Below are 22671 nucleotides of genomic sequence, written 5' to 3'. Positions count from 1 at the left end.
ACGTGGTGGCTTGTTTTTATTTTCGGATTACTAACAGCGTTCCCATCTACCAACACGAAAGGACGGTCCAGCCAGATGTCACATTAACGGGGACACATCAACATGACCCAGGCTGGACCTAAAACGTGAAAATAGATGACCCGGAAATTAGAAGCGATATTGCAAACCCAGGTTATATTTCGCCCCGGCATTGCCAACATAGTTGGTCAATTGGCGATATTTCAGATAGCGCTCAATATCCTGATTGTCGACGTTGACGGCTGAGAATGTCAGCTTCAGTGCCGGGGTAATATTGTAATTGGCGGAAATGTCTAGCTGGCCTCGCGCATGCTCCATCTCAGGCAGGAACTGGCCTGTACCATAGCCCAGCACCAGATTGGCATTTCTGACAAAGGTATCTCGCCAGTTATAGGCCAGACGTAAACTGAACGTACCGTCATCATAAAAAGCGGTCAGGTTATAACTGTATTTAGACAGCCCAACCCGGGGAATGGCGCTGCCCTCATCATCAACCATCTCACTGTCTTCGTGACTGTAGGTAAAATTAGCGCTTAGACCACTATGCTCAACATAAGGGATATCAGTGAATCCAAATGACTGTACCCAGTTAGCTTCAATGCCTTTGATCTGGGTGCCTGGTAAATTGACCTTCTGATTGACCTTATACAGCAGCCCGTCTATGACCATGTCCAGCTCATAGGCCGGATAACCTATGCTGCTGTCGATATCTTTAAAAAAGACCGCTGTAGCCAGCATGCTCTCTTCGCTGAAATACCATTCCAAAGATAAGTCCAGGTTATCCGCCAACATGGCCTGAAGATTCGGGTTGCCCGCACTGCCGGAACCATCATAACCAGGAATACTGTCTTCACCGTCAAGGGTGACACGTAAGCCGGGTGACAAATCTGTTACTGCAGGTCTGGCGATCGCCCTGTAATACGCGGTGCGTAGCAATAAGTCTTGGCTAAAACCCAGATTTATATTCAAAGTAGGAAGCACGTTGTCATAGCTCCCCTTTAACGTTACCGGATCCCATTGGTCGCTCTTGACCTTGTAGTAACCACTCGATGTGGTATCAGTCTTCACATAGCGTAAACCAGCATTACCGTAAATCGGGTAGCCCCCAAGCTCAGTACTGAAATCAGCACGCATGTACAGAGCCGTGGTCTTTTCTGTTACTTCATAGCTGGAATTCAGATATTGATAATATCCCACGCCAGTTTGCGGATTGACGGCGCGTAAATCCGGCAAACCGAACAGATCCTGGAAAAAGTCAAAGGTACAGGTCGCATCTGTAATAGTACGGCCTATGTTTCCGCTTTTGTCTGACATGACATTGTCATCAATGACCTCATGGCATTGCAGAGCCTTCTCGGCGTACTCTCGCAGTTGCGGATCGGTATTGGCCTCGGGATTCACTTTGATAGAACGAGCCGCAACTTCAACCCGCTGGTCACCAATAAATTTATTGTTGCTGCCGTTGTAATTAGCAAATACCTCATTGCTGAACGAGCGTTCTGCCACTCTGGCACCGGCTTTTAGCTGGGTAAAAATATCGCCGTCAAGCTGGTAAGTGCCATCGAACTTAAATGACACATCTTTGTTACGCACATCAGTACCAGCACGATCCATCTTTACGTACAAGTAATGAGGATCCATGATATTGGCCGAATCAAACGGCACTAGAGTGTCGGGAGTGTCACTGTAAAAAGGTGACTCATAGGCAGTAAAGTCGACTATATCTGATTTAGTCAGGTCAAAATCAACGATGCCAGACCAATCCGCAGCTCCAAAATCACTGTCATGATTCCAATCCACCATCATATAAGTGGAGTTAGAATTGGTTTCCTTCGTTCCCTCAGAGAAAGATAGTTCAGCGCTCAGCAACAAGCTTTCGCTGTATGCATAATCACCACCCAGGGTGTATTTTTGCGACTTTGAATCAGAGAAGCCATTAGATGGCAAACCGCCCATTCTAGAGTTTGCGCCACTCACCCGGCCCTTGGTCATATAGTAAAATTCACCATTAGGTTGATCAGCCAGCAACATATACTGATTGTCACCACCGGCAACTGGCATGGCCTGGGGTCTTCCAAGCCGCATACCGTGGAACTGCGAGTTACGCGACCAGCTATCGCTGGCTGTATAAGTCGCATCGAAGAATAGGTTGATGGCATCAACCGGCTGCCATTGCAAAGACAAACCCAATGAGTCACGTTCAGATTCTTTTTGCAGCACACTGACGATATAGAGCTGCTTCATGTAAAACACGTCTTTCTCATCTGATACACCATCGCGATTGGTATCAATAGCATCATCGTAACGCCAGTTACCCGCAGCAGTACCAGTATTAAAAGGCGCGGCAGGCACCATATCTCCAGAGCGTCTTAACCATCCGCCTATACCGTCATCAGTGCCGTCAGAGCTCTCCGTATAAGAGCTTACGGTTTTCCGTCCTGCAGACAACATCACGCCAACATCACCAAACGCAGTGTCATGCCATTGTTGCCCGGCAAAGAAGTTAACGTCGGGATCGACCTTGTCATTTTTGTCCAAATACTTGGCTGAGGCAGACAGGCTAACAAAGCTCGGTTTGCTCATCTCTAGCACACGTTTGGTTTTCAGATTGATAGTTCCGCCCAATGAGCCTTCGATACGATCAGCCGTGGGGGCTTTTAACACTTCAATGCTGGAAAACAACTCAGAGGGGATATCCTGAAAATTTACACTTCGGTTAGCGCTGGTACCGGCCAGAGTCTGGCCATTAATCTCAACGTTGTTGTTGGAGATCCCACGAATTTGCACCGTTGAGCCTTCACCATCAGAACTACGAGACATTTGAATACCGGTAACTCGCTGTAGCGCTTCGGCAATGTTCTCATCGGGCAACTGGCCAATATCCTCTGCGGAGATGACATCTTTTACTTCTTTGGCAAATCGCTTCTCATTCATTGATGCCTTGATACTGCGCTTGATGCCATTCACTTCGATAACTTCAACCTGCTCGAGGCTCTGTTCCTGGGCCTGAATCTGAAGCCCCACAGGACTTATAAAACACAACATAAGCAATGTGGCAGCGTTAGGGTGAGATGTCTTCATGTTACCTGTCCTTATTGTTGTTAAAGCAATGTCAATGTTCTTATTGTTTTTGGTGACACTTGTTAATTAATCAGATATCTGACAAGAGTATGCCATTAAAAGAAACAAAATGAAAACACATAAAAACATCTTCGCAACATTTTAAAAGCAATGAGCAAATAAACATAAGCCAAAAAATCGCCTAAGACCCTAGATAACAATGCGTTCTACAAGCTTCAACAACCAATAACTAACGCGCCTTTTGGCTGGTGTTGTAACCTAGGGATTTTTTGGTTCTAGTGGTTCAGCACCAACAAAATGACATCAGTTATCTTACATGTGGGAGGTGGATGCGCTGAGAGTATGGAGGCGTCAAGGCCTTAAAACAGCAGCAATCGCTAGTCAAACAGGAGAAGGTTAAGAGAGTCGATGGGGATCTAACTACTTTTACCATGATGGCAGCGGATACAACTATTGGTTGCACCATTTCATTCAAGAAAGCCCCAACTTAGAGTAGATTGGGGCAAATCGTTATGTTTAGCGTGCAAAAGTGGCCCCCAGGAGAGCCACTTTATCCCACCATTTAGAACTTAAAGTTCATACCTGCGGCATAGCGCGGGCCATAGTCAGAATAGGACAAGAAGTGCGTTTCAAAGCGACCGTAGCTGTGGTTGGTTTCTCCATTTAAGTTTACCGCTTCTGCGAACACGCTTAGATTGTCATTCACTTCGTAGCTAACGCGAGCGTCTACCTGCGCATAGGCTTTGACAAAAACTGGCTCTGTACCAATCCCACTCAGATACTTATCGCGCCAGTTATAGGCTACTCGCGCCTGCCATGGACCTTTGTCATAGAAGGCGACGAAGTTAAAGGTATCGCTCAGGCCAGTCAGGGCAAAAGAAGTCTCGCGTGTAGTCAGGTCAGGTTTAGCATCAGAATCTACTGTGGTGTAGTTAATGGTTAAACCAAAGCCGCTATCGAAACTATGTGTCAGGTTCATTTCCAGCCCTTCGATGGTGGCATCCTCACCATTACGGGGACGCGTCACCTCGAACTCTTTCCAACTGTCGTTAGCAGCCACACCTGTTACTTTGATATCAAACACTTCGGTCGCCGTTGTAGTGATGATGAAATCCTCAACATCTTTACGATAGGCAGCGATAGACATCATGCTGGACGGTGCGTAATACCAAGCCAAAGATACGTCGTAGTTGCTTGAACTGTAAGGCGTCAGCCTCGGGTTTTTCCCTGACGCATAACGGTGGGTAATTGTGGTGTAGCCAAAACTCATTGAAGGTGCCAGTGAAGTTAAACCAGGGCGCGTCAAGGTTTTGGAATACGCAGTTCTGAAGATCAGGTCATCCTTAAGCTTCAATGTGAAGTTAGCCGAGGGCAGCCAGTTGTCATAGGCGTTAGTTGCCCCATCAGCACTGGCACTGTCTGCATATATTTTGGTTAGGTTATCCTTGTCGTCTTGCTGCACCAGCTCAGCCAGGTCAGTAATCAGACCGATAGAATTCTGATCGGTATCTGAGTACCTCATCCCTGTTGTCAAATTCCAGTCCATGCCTGCAACTTCACCTTTAAAGAAGAAGTCCGCGTATAGCGACAGAATTTTCTCTTCAATGGTGAATGCATCCAGTCGTTTTTGCGCTGTCCACCCACCATTTTCCGCAACAGCCTGCTTGATCGCCTCACGCATAAGAAGGTTTTCTGCGTCGGATTTCTTCGGGTCAGTCAGTAAATCAATAGTCGCCGGGTTTTCCAGTAAATCCCACAGAGCCTGGCTGTTAACCACATAGTGATCAGCTGATAATTGTTGAGTGTCAGGGAATAAATTGCCCGGCGTAACAACGCTTATCTGCTCGGACGTAAGCTGTACATTCTGGCCATAATGCTGATACACCTTGTTTAGGTCATAGCCGTTCAAATTGGTCGGCGTGCCATATTGCTCGTTAATTTTGTCTTTTTTGACATAGTGCGCACCAAAGTTGGCTCTCACCAAATTGTCCATGTCGAACTCGTAGGTGAAATCTAACCTCGCCTGCTCATTGTTACCCTCGTAATAAGAACCCGAGCGGCTCTGACCACGAGGCTGCAGTTTGGCGATATTAGCCTCATTGATGGCAACCGAGTCTGGGTCACGCGGGATAAGCGAGGGATAATCACCAACAGTAAAGTCCACCTCGTAACCGGCGCGGCTGACCATTTCCACAATCTGAACGCTATTTAGGCCCTTGTCATCATTTTTGGCTTTTGAAATGGCCACATCAGCATTTAAACGCAGCGCATCCGTCAGTTGCCATTGGGCATTCAAACCCAACATTGCCGTTGTTGAAGGACGGTAGTTATCCGAACTGCGAAATCCGTATCCTGAATAGCCGTCGGCATGCACAAACTTACCTATGGTACGAAGATCATTGCCGTGATCGATCACCTCTGCACTTTCCAGTGCCCAGAACCAGTTATCCGAGCGCTGTCCCAAGGTATTGACGTCGAGCTTTGAATAAATGCCATCTAGTGTCAGGGTAAGATCGTCATTCACCTGATACTGCGCGGCAAAGTTTGCTCCTAGTCGTTTACGGGACGTCTGATTATAATTGCGGTACAACTGCTGCGGGCGGTAAACATTGGTCAAGGTTTCGTCTTTCATCACCGTCGGTCTGCCGTGTTCACGCAGCGGCACACTGGTGAAGTAACGCATTACAGCACTAACTCCGTAGTTTTCAGACTCTCGCTCCTGATATGTCATGGAGCCGAGCAGACCAAGTCGGCCATCCAGAAACTTATCTGTGACAAACAACGAACCATTCGGCGTATATTTGCCACTATTCTCTTCCAGAACACCTTTTACATTGCCGGCAATGGTTGGCTTATCAAAGTCAAATGGCTTGGCGGTGCGAATATCCACCAGACCACCTATCCCCCCTTCTATCAAATTAGCATTTGAAGTCTTATATACATTCACCTTCCTCACCAGCTCTGATGCCACGGTATCAAAACTGAAAGAGCGACTGCCGTTATCCGTTGCGATTTCTCGACCATTAACAATAGTGGTGCTAAATGACGGACCCAAACCGCGAATGCTTACATAGCGCCCCTCACCTCCACTGCGGCTGATTGACACCCCGGTTATACGCTGTAATGACTCAGCCAGGTTGGTGTCTGGGAATTTGCCGATGTCTTCAGCGGATATACCGTCCAAAATGGCATCAGCAAAACGCTTTTCGTTCATGGAATTGACCAGACTGGCGCGGATTCCTTTAACCTCGACGCGCTCAATTTGCGGATCGACAGCTTCTTCCTGTGCCTGAGCGAAAGAACTGATAAGTGCCAGATTTATGGCAACGCCCAGCTTGCCAAGTGTAAGTTTGTGTTGCATCTCATTTTCTCCTGCGACTAATAACGGAATTTTATTGACACAACTCAAGTCATCTTACGTATCACATCTTCTTATATGACAACTAGGGTTGTGCTAATCCCATGAAAAAAGCGATCTCACCGAGGTAAGATCGCTTCTTAATTTCCTACTGTTCTACCGGGCTGATAACCAGTTTGTACTGATAATCGCTGTCTGTCAGACTGTACTCGTCCAACGTTGGGGTTTGCCAGCTATCTACCCCGCCGACCCCGGTTTGCCCATAATCCAGATTGAGGCTGACAATATCTCTGGGTTGCAAGGTACCTGAGTGGTGGTTCAGCCGCTCAATACCTGGATCCAGGTCGCTTATACGGTAATTCAGCGCACTGAAATCAAATGTAGGTTCGCCACTAATTCTGACCCCCACACCGCTGGCATTGACCAGCTCCAGATAACGTACATCGGTACGATTGCCATTCTCCTGCGGCCTGACATAAGGGTGGAATAATCCGGCAACCGACGACTGATACAGTCCAACATGGGCAGCGTATTGCCTGTCGATATAATTTTCATGGGGTCCACGACCAAACCAACTGGCCTGTGATAAGGCGCCATCAACCTCGAGGTTCAGTCCTACTCGGGGGATCCGTGGCATTTCATCCAATTCAGAGTTGAATTGATAATCCACGGATACGCGGCCCAGGCTGTCGACCAGATAATCTATGGCAAGTTGCCCTTTAACATCTGGCACAGTAAAGCGTGTTTTAAACAGAACCTGGGAGTCAGATAACCGCTCAACCTCTACACTTTCAAGTGTTTGGCGTTCACTGGCAGCTTTCCATACGTACAGTTTGTCCTGCATGCCGGCACCGAAATCATTGTCATTGGGGGCACGCCAGAAATTGGCTTTTGGCGCACGTCGAATGATCTCCTGACCGTGGTAATTCAATCCGGTTAAGCGGCCTCGATATTTGTTAAAACGGACCTCGAAGCCCTCACCAGCGACTGTAATCACTCTTTCAGTGTCAAATATCTGCAAGGGTGCGGTGGCAGCCATGGTTTTTGCCGACTGGGTAGCCGGTAACATAAATTGCTCTTCAGCAACTAAGTGACCTTTCTCCAGCAGCGGCAGCGCCTCTTTGGTTCGCACTTGTATATTGACGAAGGTATCAAACTCGCTATCCGGGGCTTTGCTAACCGGGATACTGAATTTCATCGATTGCTGTGGGCCGACGCTTAATTTATCTATTTTGCCTTCTTTTAATACCTTGCCATCCTGCATTAGCTGCCAATCAAGGGCGTAACTGCCAAGATTGGAAAAGAAGTGTTCATTAAACAGTTCAAACTGGCCTTTGGCTAAATTCACTGCATTGAACTGAACAGGTTGATGGACCTTCTTCACTTCAAATAACGCCGGGTTGGGCGTGCGGTCTGGCAGCACCAGTCCATTAGCCAGAAAGTTGCCGTCCGAAGGGGTCCCAGGAGGTCCGTAGTCACCGCCATAGGCAAAGAAGCTGTTACCCTGGGCATCCTGCTTGCGCAACCCTTGGTCAACCCAATCCCAGATATACCCACCCTGTAATTTGGGGTAAACCCTAATATGATCCCAAAAATCTTTAAAATTGCCGACGCTATTGCCCATAGCATGTGCATACTCGCTCATGATCATCGGTCGGTCAGCGTCAGATTCTGCATAGTTTTTTAAATCAATAGGTCGCGGGTACTGTGGCACATACATTTCCGTATTCCACTCAAAAATAGCCCTTTCATATTGCACCGGACGCTGCGGGTCGCGCGCTTTTACCCAGTCAAATGCCGTATAAAAGTTGTAGCCATTGCCCCCTTCATTGCCCAGTGACCAGGTAATCACAGAGGGATGATTCTTATCTCGCTCCACCATGGCTTTAATCCGCTCCATGTGGGCATGATTCCAGTCCGGGTTATTCCCTAAACTTTCGCCTTTCGATAAGCCGTAATAGAAGGCGTGAGACTCAATATTGGCTTCATCGATTACATAGATGCCATAGCGATCACACAGCTCATAGAAGTATGGATCATTAGGGTAATGGGCCAATCGCACCGCATTGATATTGAACTGCTTAAACAGTTGAATATCTTTTAGCATGCTTTCACGACTGACGGTCTGGCCGGTATCTGGATCATGCTCGTGGCGATTAACCCCTTTGATCAGCACAGGTTTGCCATTCACCAGCAACTGAGCATTTTTTATCTCGACACTACGAAACCCAATATCACGCTTAACCACTTGCTGTGTGTGACCTTTGCGATCTTTTAATGTCAGTGTCAGGCTATATAAATTGGGTATCTCAGCAGACCACTGCTTGACGTTAGCCACCTTGGTGGAAAAGTGCAGACGACTATCGGTGCCGCGCTCACTGTAGGCTTGCTCCTGTTCCCACACCAGCTTGCCAGCAGCGTCTTCCAACCTGGCCAGCACCTTACCTTCAACCAGATCCTGGGTTTTGTTACGTAAATCAACATCCAGTACCAATTCACCCTGTTTATAGTCGTCACTTAGATCAGCTTGAGCAAAGTAGTCACGGATGCGGACATTCGGTGTGGAATACAGGTACACATCGCGGGTTATGCCAGACATCCGCCAGTAGTCCTGGTCTTCCAGATAACTGCCATCACTCCAGCGAAATACCTGCAACGCGATTTGGTTAGTACCAGACTGAACATAAGGTGTCAGGTCGAATTCCGCCGGGGTTTTACTGCCCTGGCTATACCCTACCTTTTTACCGTTAACCCAGATGTAGAAGGCTGATTTCACCGCACCGAAATGGATATAGATCTGTTTTTCCTGCCAATCAGCAGGAAGAATAAAGTCGCGGCGATAGTGGCCAATTGGGTTATGATGCTGCTGAATAAACGGCGGATTTTTTTCAAATGGCATGGGAATATTCAGATAGATTGGCGTACCAAATCCCTGCACTTCCCAATTTGACGGCACCTTTATACTATCCCAATTTTTATCTTCAAAATCAGGCTGATAAAACTCACCCAGGGCCTGGCTCTGAGCAAGATTTTCTACGTAGCGGAACTGCCAGATGCCATTCAGATTAAGATAGTTTTCCGCCTGCTGAGGTGTATGCAGAGCAGCCTCACCATTGGTATAAGGGAAAAAACTAGCACGAGGCTTCAGCTTATTGATAGCAACAATGTGCTGATTTTCCCAGTCATGCTGAACGCTTTGCCCGTCAGCCTGTGCCTGACCAATTAACGCCAACAACAGTGTCAGAGCGACATTTCTCTTATTCATCATTTAATCATCTCTTTATCTAGCAGTTGATACAGCTCACTGCCGGTCAGCAGAAACGCGCCAACCGCATACATCTGCGTGTCTTCAGCGTCTACAGAGTCAGGTTTGGCGGCAATTTGCTGGACCCAGCCTAGCTTGCCATCGGACTGAACAGCACCGACTAATGCTTTCCAGGACTTTTTCAATACCGGAGTAAAGGTCTTTTTATCTAAAACACCATGGCGAATGCCTGATGCATAAGCGTAGGCGAGTAAAGCGGTACCACTGCTTTCCTGATATGGCTGCGACTCTGGTGCCAATACCGATGGGCGCCAAAACCCATCGCTCTGTTGTGCATCAGCCAGACGAGTCATCATTTTGCGGAAAATATCTTCGTATTTATCGCGACTGGCATGGTCGGCGGGAAGCTGTTCCAGAATTCGCGCTAAGCCTGCGGCAACCCAGCCCACGCCTCTGGCCCAAATTACTTTCTCACCATTTTTTTCACGCTTGTCGAAGAAGCGTGAATCGCGGAAAAACAGGTGGTCGTCTTTATCCCAGAGTAAGTCCACAGTTGCCCAAAATTCCTGATCAGCAAAATCAAGATAGCGTTTATCCCCTGTTATCCGTGCTAAATGAATCCACACCGGCGGTCCCATAAAGAGTGCGTCAGCCCAGCACCAGCGATTCTTGCAAGGGGTATGGTGGAATCCCCGGGTGCCAAACCAATCATTGACCTTTTTTCCTGTATTCGTTGAGCGCGTCTCAACCCAATCGAATGTCAGACCCACAGTAGGAGGGTTGAGCAAAATCTGATCGAAAATAACCTTAAGCGGAGTGATCATCTTTTCATCACCGTACTGTTCATACAGATCCAAATAGAGTTGGCCTATGGCATAGTCATCGGCGTTATAGATCCGGGGAGCAAATAGATACTGATTGCGTTTAGCAACGTAAGCCAATTTTTGGTAGTAGCTGGCATCACCCTGATTGTCCGCCAGCTCCGCCCAGCGTGTCATGCCAACATGTAATGCGGCATAAACCCAGCCCTGAGGATGACTGTCTCCCGAGCTCGGATCCATATGCGCGCCTTCCTCATAGCCGGTAAACTCATTTTTTTCTGCATCGTATTGCTGCCATTGCCAGTCTGCCACGTGCCGCATTGCTTCATATACATCCTGCTTATCCATGTCGGATGAAAGCTTCTGTATGCTTTGAGCCTGTAAATTGCCACTTAGCAAAAGCATTGCTGCACCAAGTAAGCTGAGCTTTTTCATTGTTGTGCGCTGCATGAGTTCCTCTATCTGTCACGCCATTTATAAGATATCATACAAGTAAACGAAATAGATTGCTATATTAATCAAATGTTATCGAAAGGATAATACTTACGAAAGGTGTAATATGACATCTTACATGATATTAATAACTAACTTAGTTCGCTGGTAACGTATTTTTGCCATGCAATCACGCTCAGATTTGAAGAGGATAGGATGAAACAGACATTTTCCCGAGACCTGCACGCCCCCTTATTATTGATCGGTGTAACGGCTTTGCTGGCGGGTTGTCAGAATTCGCAACCGCCGCAGCAAGACAAAATAGAACTGACAGCAACAAATCCATTGCCTGTAGAGCGACCTGATGGGCAGATAGCACTTTCTGTAGATTTTCTTACCGAAAAACTCGGTTTAGCTCAGCCCAAACAATGGGTGCTGATTAACAATGGGCAAACTTTACCTCAACAGTGGATTGATACAGATGCAGATGGGCAAGTTGACCAGTTGCTAGCCTTAGCAGATTTCTCAGCTAATGAAAGCAAACACCTAACCCTTTCTCAGGGAAAAGTTAAAATGGTGCTGTCCAAACGAGTCAATGCTGAACTGGCTAAAAAATATGGTGCAGATAAGCAAGATGGCATTTATCAAGGGGGCGACTTTGTCAGCACCCGTAAGACAATAGTGCCAGAAGATCATACTGTGGGTGATCTGCTATACAAATTTGAAGGACTTGGCTGGGAGTCTGAATACGTGGGTTACCGCTTGTATTTGGACCAGCGCAATACCACCGACATATTCGGCAAAAAACGGCCAGAGATGGTACTTGAGGAAGTAGGTCAACCGGGTACTAACTACCATCAGTTGAATGATTGGGGTATGGATGTACTAAAAGTTGGGCCTTCATTGGGAATCGGCGGAATAGGCTTTTATCATGATGGACAAGTCAAGCGCGTAGATAGCGCCCGAGTGATTGACGCCTCGATAGTTCAGGACGGCCCTTTGTACGCGAACAGCCAAGTGAGACATCTTGGCGCCACTTATCAGCAACAGCCCTTTCATCAGACAAGCCGTTACGGTATTTATGCCGGTAGCAGACTGACATGGCATGACGCTTCGGCAGACGGCGCACCGGTTGAGTTTGTCACGGGGTTGGTGAAGCACCCCAATACAGAAAAGTTAGTTTCTGCGGACGCACAGAATAGCTGGGCGTATCTGGCCAGCTTTGGTACCCAGCAAAGCGAAGCAAAAGACGCCTTAGGCATGGCGGTATTCTATCAAACCGCAGATGTGTTAACCGTTATGGAAGATAGTCACAATTACTTCGTTAGGTTTAAACCTAATCTGCAAAGGGTAAGCTACGGGTTTGCTGCAGTCTGGCAGCAGGATGTATCTGGCATCAGCTCTAAAGCTGAATATAGGCAGTGGTTAGATGGCCAACTGCAGCGATTAAACCACCCTATCCAAATCAGCCTACCCGAGTAATCATTACCACGCTATTGGCCCGGCAAGGAAGGCCAGCCAATGGCGTGCGACAAATCGTTGCCACTCAATAACACAACGGCTTCTCCCATTCTTCACGTACTCAGGCTGGCTACACTCAATATTCCTAACCAAGTATTTATATTGATAGACTAGGCGTAAAAGTCATCTAGACCCGCCACAATGCTGATTCTCTGCAATTCAGTAATATCTTCGCAGTGATGGCCCAACAGACAAGGTATCTAGCAAAACTGTCTGAACACCAAAGTACCAGCCATGAATAGTACTCGCACATCTATAAATAGTCAGTTGTAGGAGCTTGCAGATGAAAGGTGAATACGATGCGCTCATCATCTTCGACCTCAAGCAGACACATACCAAACTCTCTGCGTATCGTATGAACAGCTGTAAACAGAATGGGCTTTGCCTATCTTACACCTGCAAGTTGATGCCGCCAGGGAGTGCAATAAGCACCTCCCAACCGACATCAAGGGACAAGCTCAAGGCTTGTCTTTGTAGGCATGATCACGCATCACCTGAGGCTGGCCCTGCCAAATTTGCTGCTGGGTCCAGGGGCCGGCAGGCTGCGTCCAAAAGGGGTGATCGGCATTTAGACCCAAAGGCAGAAAACCTAGCGCATGCATATACAAACTGCCGCTCGATATGTATGGTTCTGCCATGTCAATTTGCTCCCCTATTACGCCGATTTTTAACCATCCTTTATCGTCAAAGCTAGACACCGGCGATTTCACGTGGAAGCGCTGCATAACAGCTTGCATAGCCGCACGAACCTGACCCGGTTGCAAAGACGCCGGCAGACTGTCAAATAGCGCCATTTGACCTAATGTCTGAAAAGCCCCGAACCGATAAATGGCAGAGCGCCCAATGACAGGATACGTGCCTTCTGGGGAAATCTGACGTTCAAGTACTTCAGCATAGCGACTGGAGCGAGCCAGCACCTTATCGTAGTGTTTACCCAACGAGTGACCATGCTTTTTCAACACCACCAGAATATCCACCAACATGGGCTGGATGACGTATGAATTGTAGTAATCGTGATGCAAATTGGGACCATCGGAGTACACACCGTCACCGGCATACCACTCAAGATGTTTTATCACGCCGAATTCAATGCGGGCAATCTGCGCCTGGCCGGTGGTTTCCAGTAAAAATGCCTCAACCATGGCCCCAAACAGCAGCCAGTTGCTGTATGGCGTATCAACAATCTGGCTGACCTTACGCATCGCCTTGATAACGCGCTGTTTATCTTCCTCAGGCAGGTTGCCCCAAAGCTGATTCGGTGCGCGCAGGAAGCTTTGGGCTAAATAGGCACTGTCCACCAGAGGTTGATTAAAAAAATCAAAATTCATGTAGTCTGCAGATGCAGGATCCACGGCATTGTGTACCGAGGCGAGGGCCAGATTTAGATATTTCTGCCTAAGCTGACCTTCTTTACTATCATCGGACCCCAGTTCCAACCAAGGTGCCAAACCCGCCATTAACCTGCCGAAGGCTTCCAGAGGCGCAAACTTGCTGCGATCGCCGTATCCCTCTTCGAAAGGTCCCTGCTGGCGGGGTAGGCGCATCTTCAGTTGCTGCTGACTCAGTGCACTCAATACCGGGTCGGCGGTGCTGATCAGGTTATCAACCCATATCTGTCTTGCGTCTTTTGCGCTCGCGGCGAAACTGCCAAGCACTAGCGCTACAGCAAGAAGTGCACCAGAGATGGTTATTTTCATCATGGGGTTCCCTATTTAATTGAAGTTGCGACAGTGCTGCCCAACAGCGCCGTATCCTTTGGAGTGGAAAGCGTTACGCTTTGCTTATGACCTTTGTTGCTTATCGTTACCTTGACCTGTGCTGCGGTCCCCGGCGTCGACAGGTATACCTTATTTGCAGCCTTATCCAGCAGCAGCACACAGGTTGTGTCGACATTAACTTCCACACCATCAGGTAAGTTCACGCTACCTGGCTGATAGAATACCGCCTGCAACTGATGTTGAGTTTTATGCCAGATTGCCTGCTGATCAGCAGTATTGGCGAGAATGGTAATGGGCATCGCTTGCGCATAAGCTGAGGTTTGTTCGGCGGATTTGCCAGGATAAAGAACATAGGCGTAGTGATTTTGCTGCTGATGACTTAAGGTCAGTTCAAAAATCTCATGACGTTGCATCGTTTTGCTAGCGTTGTTGTTTATTTGATACCAGTTCCCTACTTTAGGCAGCAGTTCCAAATTACCCGAGGCGCCTTTGGGGAAAAGATAGCCGGTTTGATTATGATGCACCCAGGAAGCGTGGTTCAGGCTGTATCTTCCTGACGCCAGTACCTGACCATCCGCGGTTACCTGACCATGCAAAAGATTCTGCTCTACGGTAGTCAGCACAGGTTCGCTGCCTTCGTAGGCAATATCCGCCCCCAGCGCTACGATTTCAGCGTTAAACATAAACCAGGCTTTGTTAGCCTTTAGGCCTTCCTGATTCAGCTGCATCACAGCAACGCCGTTATTGCCGTTACTCAGGCCACCGACAAAGTCAGAGGCAGGGTATTTCTTACCCCAGGATAACCCTGGTGCTTCAATGTCCGGTGCGGTTACGCCAGGCAGCCGCGCCCAGTTCCAAACCGGAAAAATGCCTTTGTATTCATCGCCGCTCAGGCGTAAAAAAGTGTTACCAAACCCTAGCCATTTTCCTTTCAGGTTCTCACCGTTACCCGTTTCAGTTGGTCTTACCCGGGTAGAATGCATATGCACGGTAAACTGGTAGGCAGGACGCTGCACTACGGAATAGTCAGAACGCCAATAGTGACGAACACCATCCAACCCTACGGGGCCACCTGCGAGATAATCAGCAAAGGCTTGAGCGTCCTGTCTGCGATTGGGATCCAACTCCGCCAAGTAACGAGCAGCCTGACTGACTGCGCCAAAATTGGAATTGGGTCTGGAAATAGCCCGCCCCATTGTGGAGTAATCAATAGTATCACCGCGCGTCATCCAGCGATCGCCGTCAAGAATGTAAGCGCTGAGAATATTCACTTTGTCGGTGGCAAAGGCCCACTTTAAGTCGCGGACCTGATAAGCCCAATAAAGGGCGGTGTGCATAAATACCTTGCCATAAGAGCCATTGTGCAAAAGCGGGCCATGCTGATGAAAGGAAAAGTCCTGCTGAATCCCTTCCCCTTCAGTGACGGCAATGGTTTCTTCAATGGCGTCCAGCGCTAATTCAATAGCAGACTCGTCATCGGTCATCAGCCCTGCATGTAACACGGCCTTGGCAATGTCCGTACGATTAGCCCCAGCGTGTTTTGGTGTATTGGCCGGTACTTCCAAAATGCTATGTGGGGGTAAACTGGCGAGAATCTGCTGCTTGAGCGTATCCGGTAACTTGCCGTCGAGTAATAAGCCTATCGGCCCAAGTTGCAAAGGAATGCCGATACTCGCCCACCACCAGTTGGTGCTGGTTGGCTTAACCTTAAACCAATAATCCAACGCACGGAGGCTGGCATCCAGATAGCGCTGTTCACCAGATAAGGCATGAGCCTTTGTCATGAAAGTCAATCGCTGGAGGTGCTGAATGGGTGGCCATCCGGCACGCCGGGTATCGCGATAATCAATATCAGCCCAAGAGCCGTCAAACCCTTGTTCAGATAACCACTTGCTAGCCTGAACGAAAATTTCATGCTCTGGCGCCTTTGCCTTAATGCTGGGCAGGAAGTCCCCTAGCACTCGCGTTTCCAATCGTTGCAAATCGCTATCGGCCAAAGCCTGCTGGTTGGCACTCAATAACAAGGTAATAAGCAGCGCGCGACGATAGGCGCCTTGGGTAAATAAACGCATAGATAACTTCCCGTAACAAAACAACAAGGCCCCAACACTTTCATGTGTTGGAGCCCAAATAAATATCATCTTGTATGATATCTTACAAGATATTTACTTATTTAACCGGATGAATACAAGATTGACGCAGACGAACTAACAAAAATGCACTTGCCAACATGAACAATACCGTGCTGGCTGGTTCTGATACTGCCGTTACTGCCAGATTAGTCACAGTTTCTGGCTGAAATAACTGACTGTCTTGATCCAGTAGTTCTCTGACACTACCTATGTTGAGCCAGGTACTGCTTGCCGTTGGCAATGCACTGATATCAAACACCAAGCTTGCCAACGCAAACGAACGAGTTTGTACCGACAGGTCCGCCCAGAACAGTGATACCAATGACAATGACAATACGCCGGGCTGGTTTTCCCCATCCAGCCCAGGCAATGCATCGATGTTCACCTCTCCCAACATTGAGGTATAGCTGAACGACAACAAGGACAGCACTGAGCTATCAAATGCCACATCCAGATCGAACCCGCTCAGTCGTTGACCGGCTGCATCATTCAATTCACCAATCATCAAATCGACACTAAGTTGGTCTCCGTCAACAGCGGTTTGTTGTAACCACAACATGGCGCCTTGCGCCTGCGAACAGAAAAGTAGCATCAAAGCCAGTATGGTTTTCATCTTTTACTCCTTTGCAGGCGCAGCTTCGGTGAATGCTGCGCCTTGCGAGGTTATTGCTGTATTGCGCAGCGTGAATAAGTACATTGGGCAGAACACAATCTCGCATCAGCAAGACCAATCTGCCCATCCTGATTGATATCCAGGTGCGAGTCTTGTGAGGTTCCAGTGCGATTTTGCTGAGAAGCAAGGCTGCGGATGTCGTTAGTATCCACTTGAGCGTCACCATTGGTGTCGCATTGCAGTGGTGCTACGCTGGGCATGGTAATAATCAGTTCAGCGGGGTCACCCCGTTCTTTACTGGCAAAAGCCACATAGTGATTAACACTGATCGGGCGAAGCAACAGACTGACTACCCCGTCACCGAGTAACTGCTGGTTGATATAGTCGGTCACATCCACTTCCATATGCGTATTACCAATGCTGACAGATGTGGATGCCACAGGTGTGTCGCCTACTGGCGCATTACGCCAGGTCAGGCTGCTTTCCAGCCAATTGTCGGCAGTACCTTCGACCGCAACTTGGCTATCATTGTTGGTGATATTCACAATAGCGATTCGCAGCACGGCTTGTGCTACCTGATTGGTGCTAAGTCCACCCAAGTCCCACTTCACATAAGCTTTACGGTCATAATCAGGTGCCACGTTTTTCAATGGCATGTAGGTGGTACTACCATAGTTGGTGTCCTGGTATTGACCGCCGCGTACAAAGGCATCAGCAACTGGATTAAGTACTACCGTGCTGGGCGGAGGGCTACCGTTGAACGTAAAGGTCAGGGTTTTACCCAGTTCACTGGCTCCACTGGGGCTTACCACCGTCTGTTGCAAACTTGTGCCGTTTTGCTCCAACCTCACATTCACCGACACACCGCCCGCACCTGGCGTGCTGAGGCTGATTACCGGCTCAACGCCGGTTAAATCCAACAACAAGGCGGCGGGCTTATCTACCGAGACGGCTAGATTTGCATTGACAACCAAGCGTCCAGCCTGATGGAAAATAACGCCTGTCTTGCCCAGTCCATCGTGCGTCACAGCCTGAATTTGAGCTGAGTTTTCAAGCAAGTGTACGGCCGGATTACTGGCATAGAGCTGGGTTTCCGAAGCACTGCGTCCAGGATAGAGCACATAGGCATAATCGCGATTCAGCGGGTTCCAGCTATGACCGATACGTAGCTGAAATACACCGGCAGTAACAGGATCAGCAGACAGGTTGGTATTGATTCTTGCCCAACTGCCAGATTGGTCCTGATTGTATTGGTGGCCGTACCAATTTTGTAAAAACAGGTAGCCGACCTGATTGTGGTGAACCCACTGAGCATTCACCAGTTCGCGCGCCCCCACAGGCTGTACCACACCATCCACCGTAACCGGGCCGTTAAGCAAGCTTTGTTCAACTGTAGTATTCACATATTCACTGCCGCTATAGCTGATGCCGGCGCCCAGCGCGACAATCTCGTCATTAAACATAAACCAGGCTTTTTTAGCTTGCAGACCATTGTGGTTGATATCCATCACACTGGCTGCCACCTGCCCGTCGGTCACACCGCCGACAAAACTGGTTGCCTGATAGGATGCTCCCCAGGATAAGCCCGGCCCTTCAATTTCAGGGGCGGTGATACCTGGCAATCGCGCCCAGTTCCAGACGGGGAAAATATTGTGGTATTCATCTCCGCTCATGCGCAGAAAGGTATTACCATACCCCAACCACTTACCCAGCATATTTTCGCCATTGCCGGCTTCTGTTGGCCGTACCCGGTTGGAATGCATATGTAAGGTAAATTGAAACTTGTCGCGCTGCATCACACTATAATCCGAGCGCCAGTAATGACGAATACCGTCTAATCCCACTGGACCGCCCAGAGCGTGAGCGGCAAAAGCGTTAGCCTCAGAGGCGCGACTGGGATCGATAGCGGCAACATAATCCGCATATTGCGCCAGCGTGTTAATTGAGCCAGCTTCTCGGGCGATACTGCGTCCACCGGTACTGTAATCGATCCGAAAACCCCGGGTCATCCAGCGATCACCATCCAGAAAGTAGGCACTTAGCACTTTGTTTTGTTCGGGACTGAAGGCCCAGGACAAATCCCTAACCTGATAAGCCCAGTACACCGCGGTATTGAAAAATACTTTGCCATAGGACGCGTTGTGTAGCAGCGGGCCGTGTTGATGAAAAGAGTAATCCGGTTGAACACCTTCTGCTGTCGTCACCACAATAGTTTCGGCAATGCCACTTAATCCTGCCGCAACCCTGGCACTGTCGTTGTCCAGTAATCCGCCCCAAATGACGGCTTTAGATATATCGGTGCGATTTGCCCCGGTTCTGTAGGGGGATGTTGGAAGATCAGCTAGAATAGCGGACTTATTTTCAGCTGTGAGCTGACTCCCCAACAGTAGAGAAGCCGGACCGTACCTTAATTGGATGCCAATCTCACGCCACCACCAACTGTTTTCTGGTTTAGCCTGATTCTGATACCAATAGGAAAGTGCACTATTGGCCGCATCCGCCATGACCTGGCGACCGGAATCATAATAAGCTGCGCTCAAGATTAAAACGTTGTCTAGGTGAGTAGACGAAGACCAACCTGCAAGAGTCGTATTGGTCTGATAGTGAATGTCGCTCCAACTTCCATCAGCTTGCTGACTATTAATCAAGGTATCAGCCAGTTGCGATAAATTTGTACCTCTGGCCAAAGCACGACGCTGCTGGTCAGCAACAAAATCTGGCGTAATACGTTGTTTTAATAAATCAATTTCACTGGCTTGGGCGAGCACACCTGACGGTAGCACCATCAGTAAATAAACGCTCAGGCAAAGCACCCAGCCGATTAGCCGGTGCCGAGTCCTTATCAAAAAATCTTGCATGAGTGACTCCTGAAGATGAATGCTAACGCGTTCATCTAATTGGTTTAGTGGATGAGACGAAAGTCGATTGCACCGACACCACATCGTCCAATAATTAACCTATCATGTCATCATACATCTTACAATTATTTTACAATTCAGAGCAAACTCACTATAACCGGCTTGAGAGATAGAAGAATAAACATTACATTTCAGTTACTTAATAATTTTTAGGTGATATTTTTGAAGACCGAAAAAGTTAATTATTATTAACACAGCATCTTATATGATATCTTACCAATATGTGTAAATTCATGATACCAGGTTCTATATCTGACCTGGCATTATCCAGGGAGCTATTGATGATAAAGATGCTGTTACTTTCGCTATGCTGCATAAGTGCTGTTGCACAAGCTACACCTAAACCGCCTAATATGGTCCTTATCGTCACGGATGATCATGGCTACGCCGATGTTGGGTTTAATGGCAACAGCCAAATCCCAACCCCCAATATTGACCGTATAGCAGCAGAGGGGGCACGTTTTACCCAAGCCTATGTCACCCACCCGGTATGTGGCCCCAGCCGTGCGGGATTATTAACCGGTCGCTATCAGGGACGATTTGGTTTTAGTGTTAACCCGACGAACGACCCTTCAGACCCCATTGCCGGACTGCCATTTTCTGAAAAAAACCTGGCTGAGCTGGTAAAGCCAATGGGTTATCACACCGGCATTCTGGGTAAATGGCACATGGGTAACCACCCTGACCAGCACCCAAACAATCGCGGCTTTGATTACTTCTGGGGTTTCTTGTCCGGCGGGCATCGTTACCTGCCGGATGAATTGGTCGTAGAGGACATCGCTGACAGCCAGCACGGCTATGACTGGTATCTGACCCGAATCATCGAGAACCAGCAGAAAGTGAATATCCAAGACTATCTGACCGATGAACTATCAACAAAGGCAGTGGAATTTATCCAGCGCGAACAACACAACCCCTTTCTACTTTACGTTGCTTACAACGCCCCACACCGCCCTTTGCAGGCCACAAAGAAGTACCTTGACCGCTTTACACATATCAAAGACGAACGACGCAGAATTTATGCAGCTATGGTCAGCGCCGTAGATGACGGGGTTGGCCGTATTCTTAACACGCTGGACAATCAGGGACTAACCGACAACACCATAGTGGTATTTATGTCGGATAACGGCGGCTCAGCCTATAACGCTTCACGCAATACGCCATTACGCGGCTTTAAATCGGAACCTTATGAGGGAGGTATCCATGTGCCTCTTGCGGTTCGCTGGCCGGACCGGATTGCGGCCAATACTCTTCATCACCAACCGGTTATCTCTTTGGATATTGCCGCTACGCTTGTCACCCATAGCGGCGCTATTACCCATCAGCCGCTGGATGGCCAGGACATGCTCGCTCAACTTGACGGAACCGCCCCGGAACGCCCCTTATTCTGGCGGGATTATCGGAGTGGTTGGTATGCAGTGCGCATGAAAAACTGGAAGTATGTTGAGAATTATAATGGTCGAAATTACTTGTTTGATATGACCCAAGAAAACCCAGAAAGACAGGATCTCAAAGCGCAGCACCCTGATATACGTGCGGCTCTGGCTAAACAAATTGAAGGCTGGCGGCAACATCTCACGTCCCCTCCCTTCCCTCATTTGAGTAGCTGGAACGGAAACAAGCGCTAAGCAGAGTAAATAATGTAGCTGGCCACATGGGCCAGCTTTTAGCTAATTGACAAGAAGTTGAAGATGTCCGACATGGCCTGATTGAAAGTACCATGGTCAATGATGGCACCAGGATGCTGAATCACCACTGCCGCAGTCGAAGCGCCCAAACCAACACAATCCTCAATCGACATGCCTCCCAACCAACCAAACAAAAAGCCGCTGTTGAATGAATCACCAGCTGCTGTGGTATCGACAATTTGTGAGACCGGTTCAATGGACACTGTTAACTCTCCCTGTATGCCTCTATACAACACCGCAGCCCCGCCATTTTTGATAATCAGTTCCGAGCGAGTATAGGCAGATAGTGTCTGTACCAGAGCGCTTGAACAGCCAACGGTGAAACTAAATAAGGGTTGGCAATCTTCAACCCCGGCAAACACGAGATCAGCAATCTGCAAAGCGTTGATAAATTCACGCCTTGCTTGGTGCACATCCGGCCATAAAGAGGCTCGGTAGTTACTGTCAAATACAATCTGCACACCCAGTGCTTTCAATCTGTGTAAAAACGCCCACATTCTATCTCTGACACTGTCCTCAGTTATCGCAAGACTGATACCCGACAAGTAGAAATAACCATATTCTGCAGCCAGCTTCTCAGCCATCGAAACACAGGCATTCACAAACACATGCCGAGCAGCACTGTTTTGACGCCAGTATACAAAGCTACGCTCCCCAGTTCTGTCTAGCTCAATACTGTACAGACCTATAGTACGAAGCGGGTCACGCAACACCCAATCGGCTTCGATGTCATGCACCCGGCAAGCATCAAACAACAGGTTACTTATCTGATCATTGCCGACACTACACAGCAAGCCAGCCTTCAGTTTCCTGTCAGACAGAGTTTGAAGCCTTTTCAGATAAACAGCGGTATTAAATACATCTCCGGCCACCTGCGTAGAAAACACACCATCCGAATTGTGTGTAAGTTCAAGTAAAGGCTCACCAAAGAAACACACAGCCTGCCCTTTATGACCGCGGTGTAAAGATGTTGAGCGTGTCTTGTGCACCATTATTTCCCCAATTATCCAGAACCGCCCAAGACTATCTTGGACTAAAACCATTAGTTGTATGATAACTTACAAGATGATATCTTAACATCAAATACACATTTGTTCTTTTAACTA

The 22671-nt window shown here is 48.2% G+C and carries 11 protein-coding genes; 2 read left to right on the top strand and 9 right to left on the bottom strand.

Translation table 11 applies throughout. The annotated features are described in order from the left end of the window. Positions 1-147: 147 nt before the first annotated feature. The 4 genes from KJY73_RS07310 to KJY73_RS07295 form a co-directional block, all read right to left on the bottom strand. A complete protein-coding gene (locus KJY73_RS07310) occupies positions 148-3099 on the bottom strand; it encodes a TonB-dependent receptor (protein WP_214342115.1) in 2952 nt (983 codons plus the stop codon). A gap of 562 nt (positions 3100-3661) precedes the next feature. Beyond that, the gene (locus KJY73_RS07305) at positions 3662-6460 is read right to left on the bottom strand and encodes a TonB-dependent receptor (RefSeq protein ID WP_214342112.1); all 2799 of its coding nucleotides are present in this window, start codon (positions 6458-6460) and stop codon (positions 3662-3664) included. A 145-nt stretch (positions 6461-6605) separates the two neighbouring features. Further along, positions 6606-9725, bottom strand: coding sequence for a glycoside hydrolase family 2 TIM barrel-domain containing protein (locus KJY73_RS07300; RefSeq protein ID WP_214342110.1), 3120 nt, complete (start codon positions 9723-9725; stop codon positions 6606-6608). Then, a complete protein-coding gene (locus KJY73_RS07295) occupies positions 9722-10993 on the bottom strand; it encodes a glycoside hydrolase family 88/105 protein (protein WP_214342108.1) in 1272 nt (423 codons plus the stop codon). Before KJY73_RS07295 ends, KJY73_RS07300 begins: the two co-directional genes overlap by 4 nt. Before the next feature lie 198 nt (positions 10994-11191). Here KJY73_RS07295 and KJY73_RS07290 point away from each other — a divergent pair, with 198 nt between their 5' ends. Next, positions 11192-12457 carry a DUF4861 family protein gene (locus KJY73_RS07290; RefSeq protein ID WP_214342107.1) on the top strand — a complete coding sequence of 422 codons (1266 nt, stop codon included), beginning with the start codon at positions 11192-11194 and terminating at the stop codon, positions 12455-12457. Positions 12458-12954: 497 nt separating this feature from the next. Here KJY73_RS07290 and KJY73_RS07285 read toward each other — a convergent pair whose 3' ends face one another. The 4 genes from KJY73_RS07285 to KJY73_RS07270 all read right to left on the bottom strand — a co-directional run bounded on the left by KJY73_RS07285 (position 12955) and on the right by KJY73_RS07270 (position 19817). After that, the gene (locus KJY73_RS07285; protein ID WP_214342105.1) at positions 12955-14196 is read right to left on the bottom strand and encodes a DUF2264 domain-containing protein; all 1242 of its coding nucleotides are present in this window, start codon (positions 14194-14196) and stop codon (positions 12955-12957) included. A gap of 8 nt (positions 14197-14204) precedes the next feature. Continuing rightward, positions 14205-16286 carry a polysaccharide lyase 8 family protein gene (locus tag KJY73_RS07280; RefSeq protein ID WP_214342103.1) on the bottom strand — a complete coding sequence of 694 codons (2082 nt, stop codon included), beginning with the start codon at positions 16284-16286 and terminating at the stop codon, positions 14205-14207. Positions 16287-16383: 97 nt separating this feature from the next. Then, positions 16384-16959: a hypothetical protein gene (locus KJY73_RS07275; RefSeq protein ID WP_214342101.1), complete on the bottom strand. Its 576-nt coding sequence runs from the start codon at positions 16957-16959 to the stop codon at positions 16384-16386. 50 nt (positions 16960-17009) lie between these two features. After that, positions 17010-19817 carry a polysaccharide lyase family 8 super-sandwich domain-containing protein gene (locus tag KJY73_RS07270; protein WP_214342099.1) on the bottom strand — a complete coding sequence of 936 codons (2808 nt, stop codon included), beginning with the start codon at positions 19815-19817 and terminating at the stop codon, positions 17010-17012. Between the two features lie 341 nt (positions 19818-20158). Here KJY73_RS07270 and KJY73_RS07265 point away from each other — a divergent pair, with 341 nt between their 5' ends. Further along, positions 20159-21505: a sulfatase family protein gene (locus KJY73_RS07265; protein WP_214342097.1), complete on the top strand. Its 1347-nt coding sequence runs from the start codon at positions 20159-20161 to the stop codon at positions 21503-21505. A 38-nt stretch (positions 21506-21543) separates the two neighbouring features. On the opposite strand, the gene KJY73_RS07260 is transcribed toward KJY73_RS07265, so the two are convergent. After that, a complete protein-coding gene (locus KJY73_RS07260; RefSeq protein WP_214342095.1) occupies positions 21544-22557 on the bottom strand; it encodes a sugar kinase in 1014 nt (337 codons plus the stop codon). Between the last annotated feature and the right edge of the window lie 114 nt (positions 22558-22671).

Source organism: Bowmanella yangjiangensis, from assembly GCF_018531185.1.
GTDB lineage: Bacteria > Pseudomonadota > Gammaproteobacteria > Enterobacterales > Alteromonadaceae > Bowmanella > Bowmanella yangjiangensis.
This window is presented reverse-complemented; position numbering and strand designations above follow the sequence as displayed.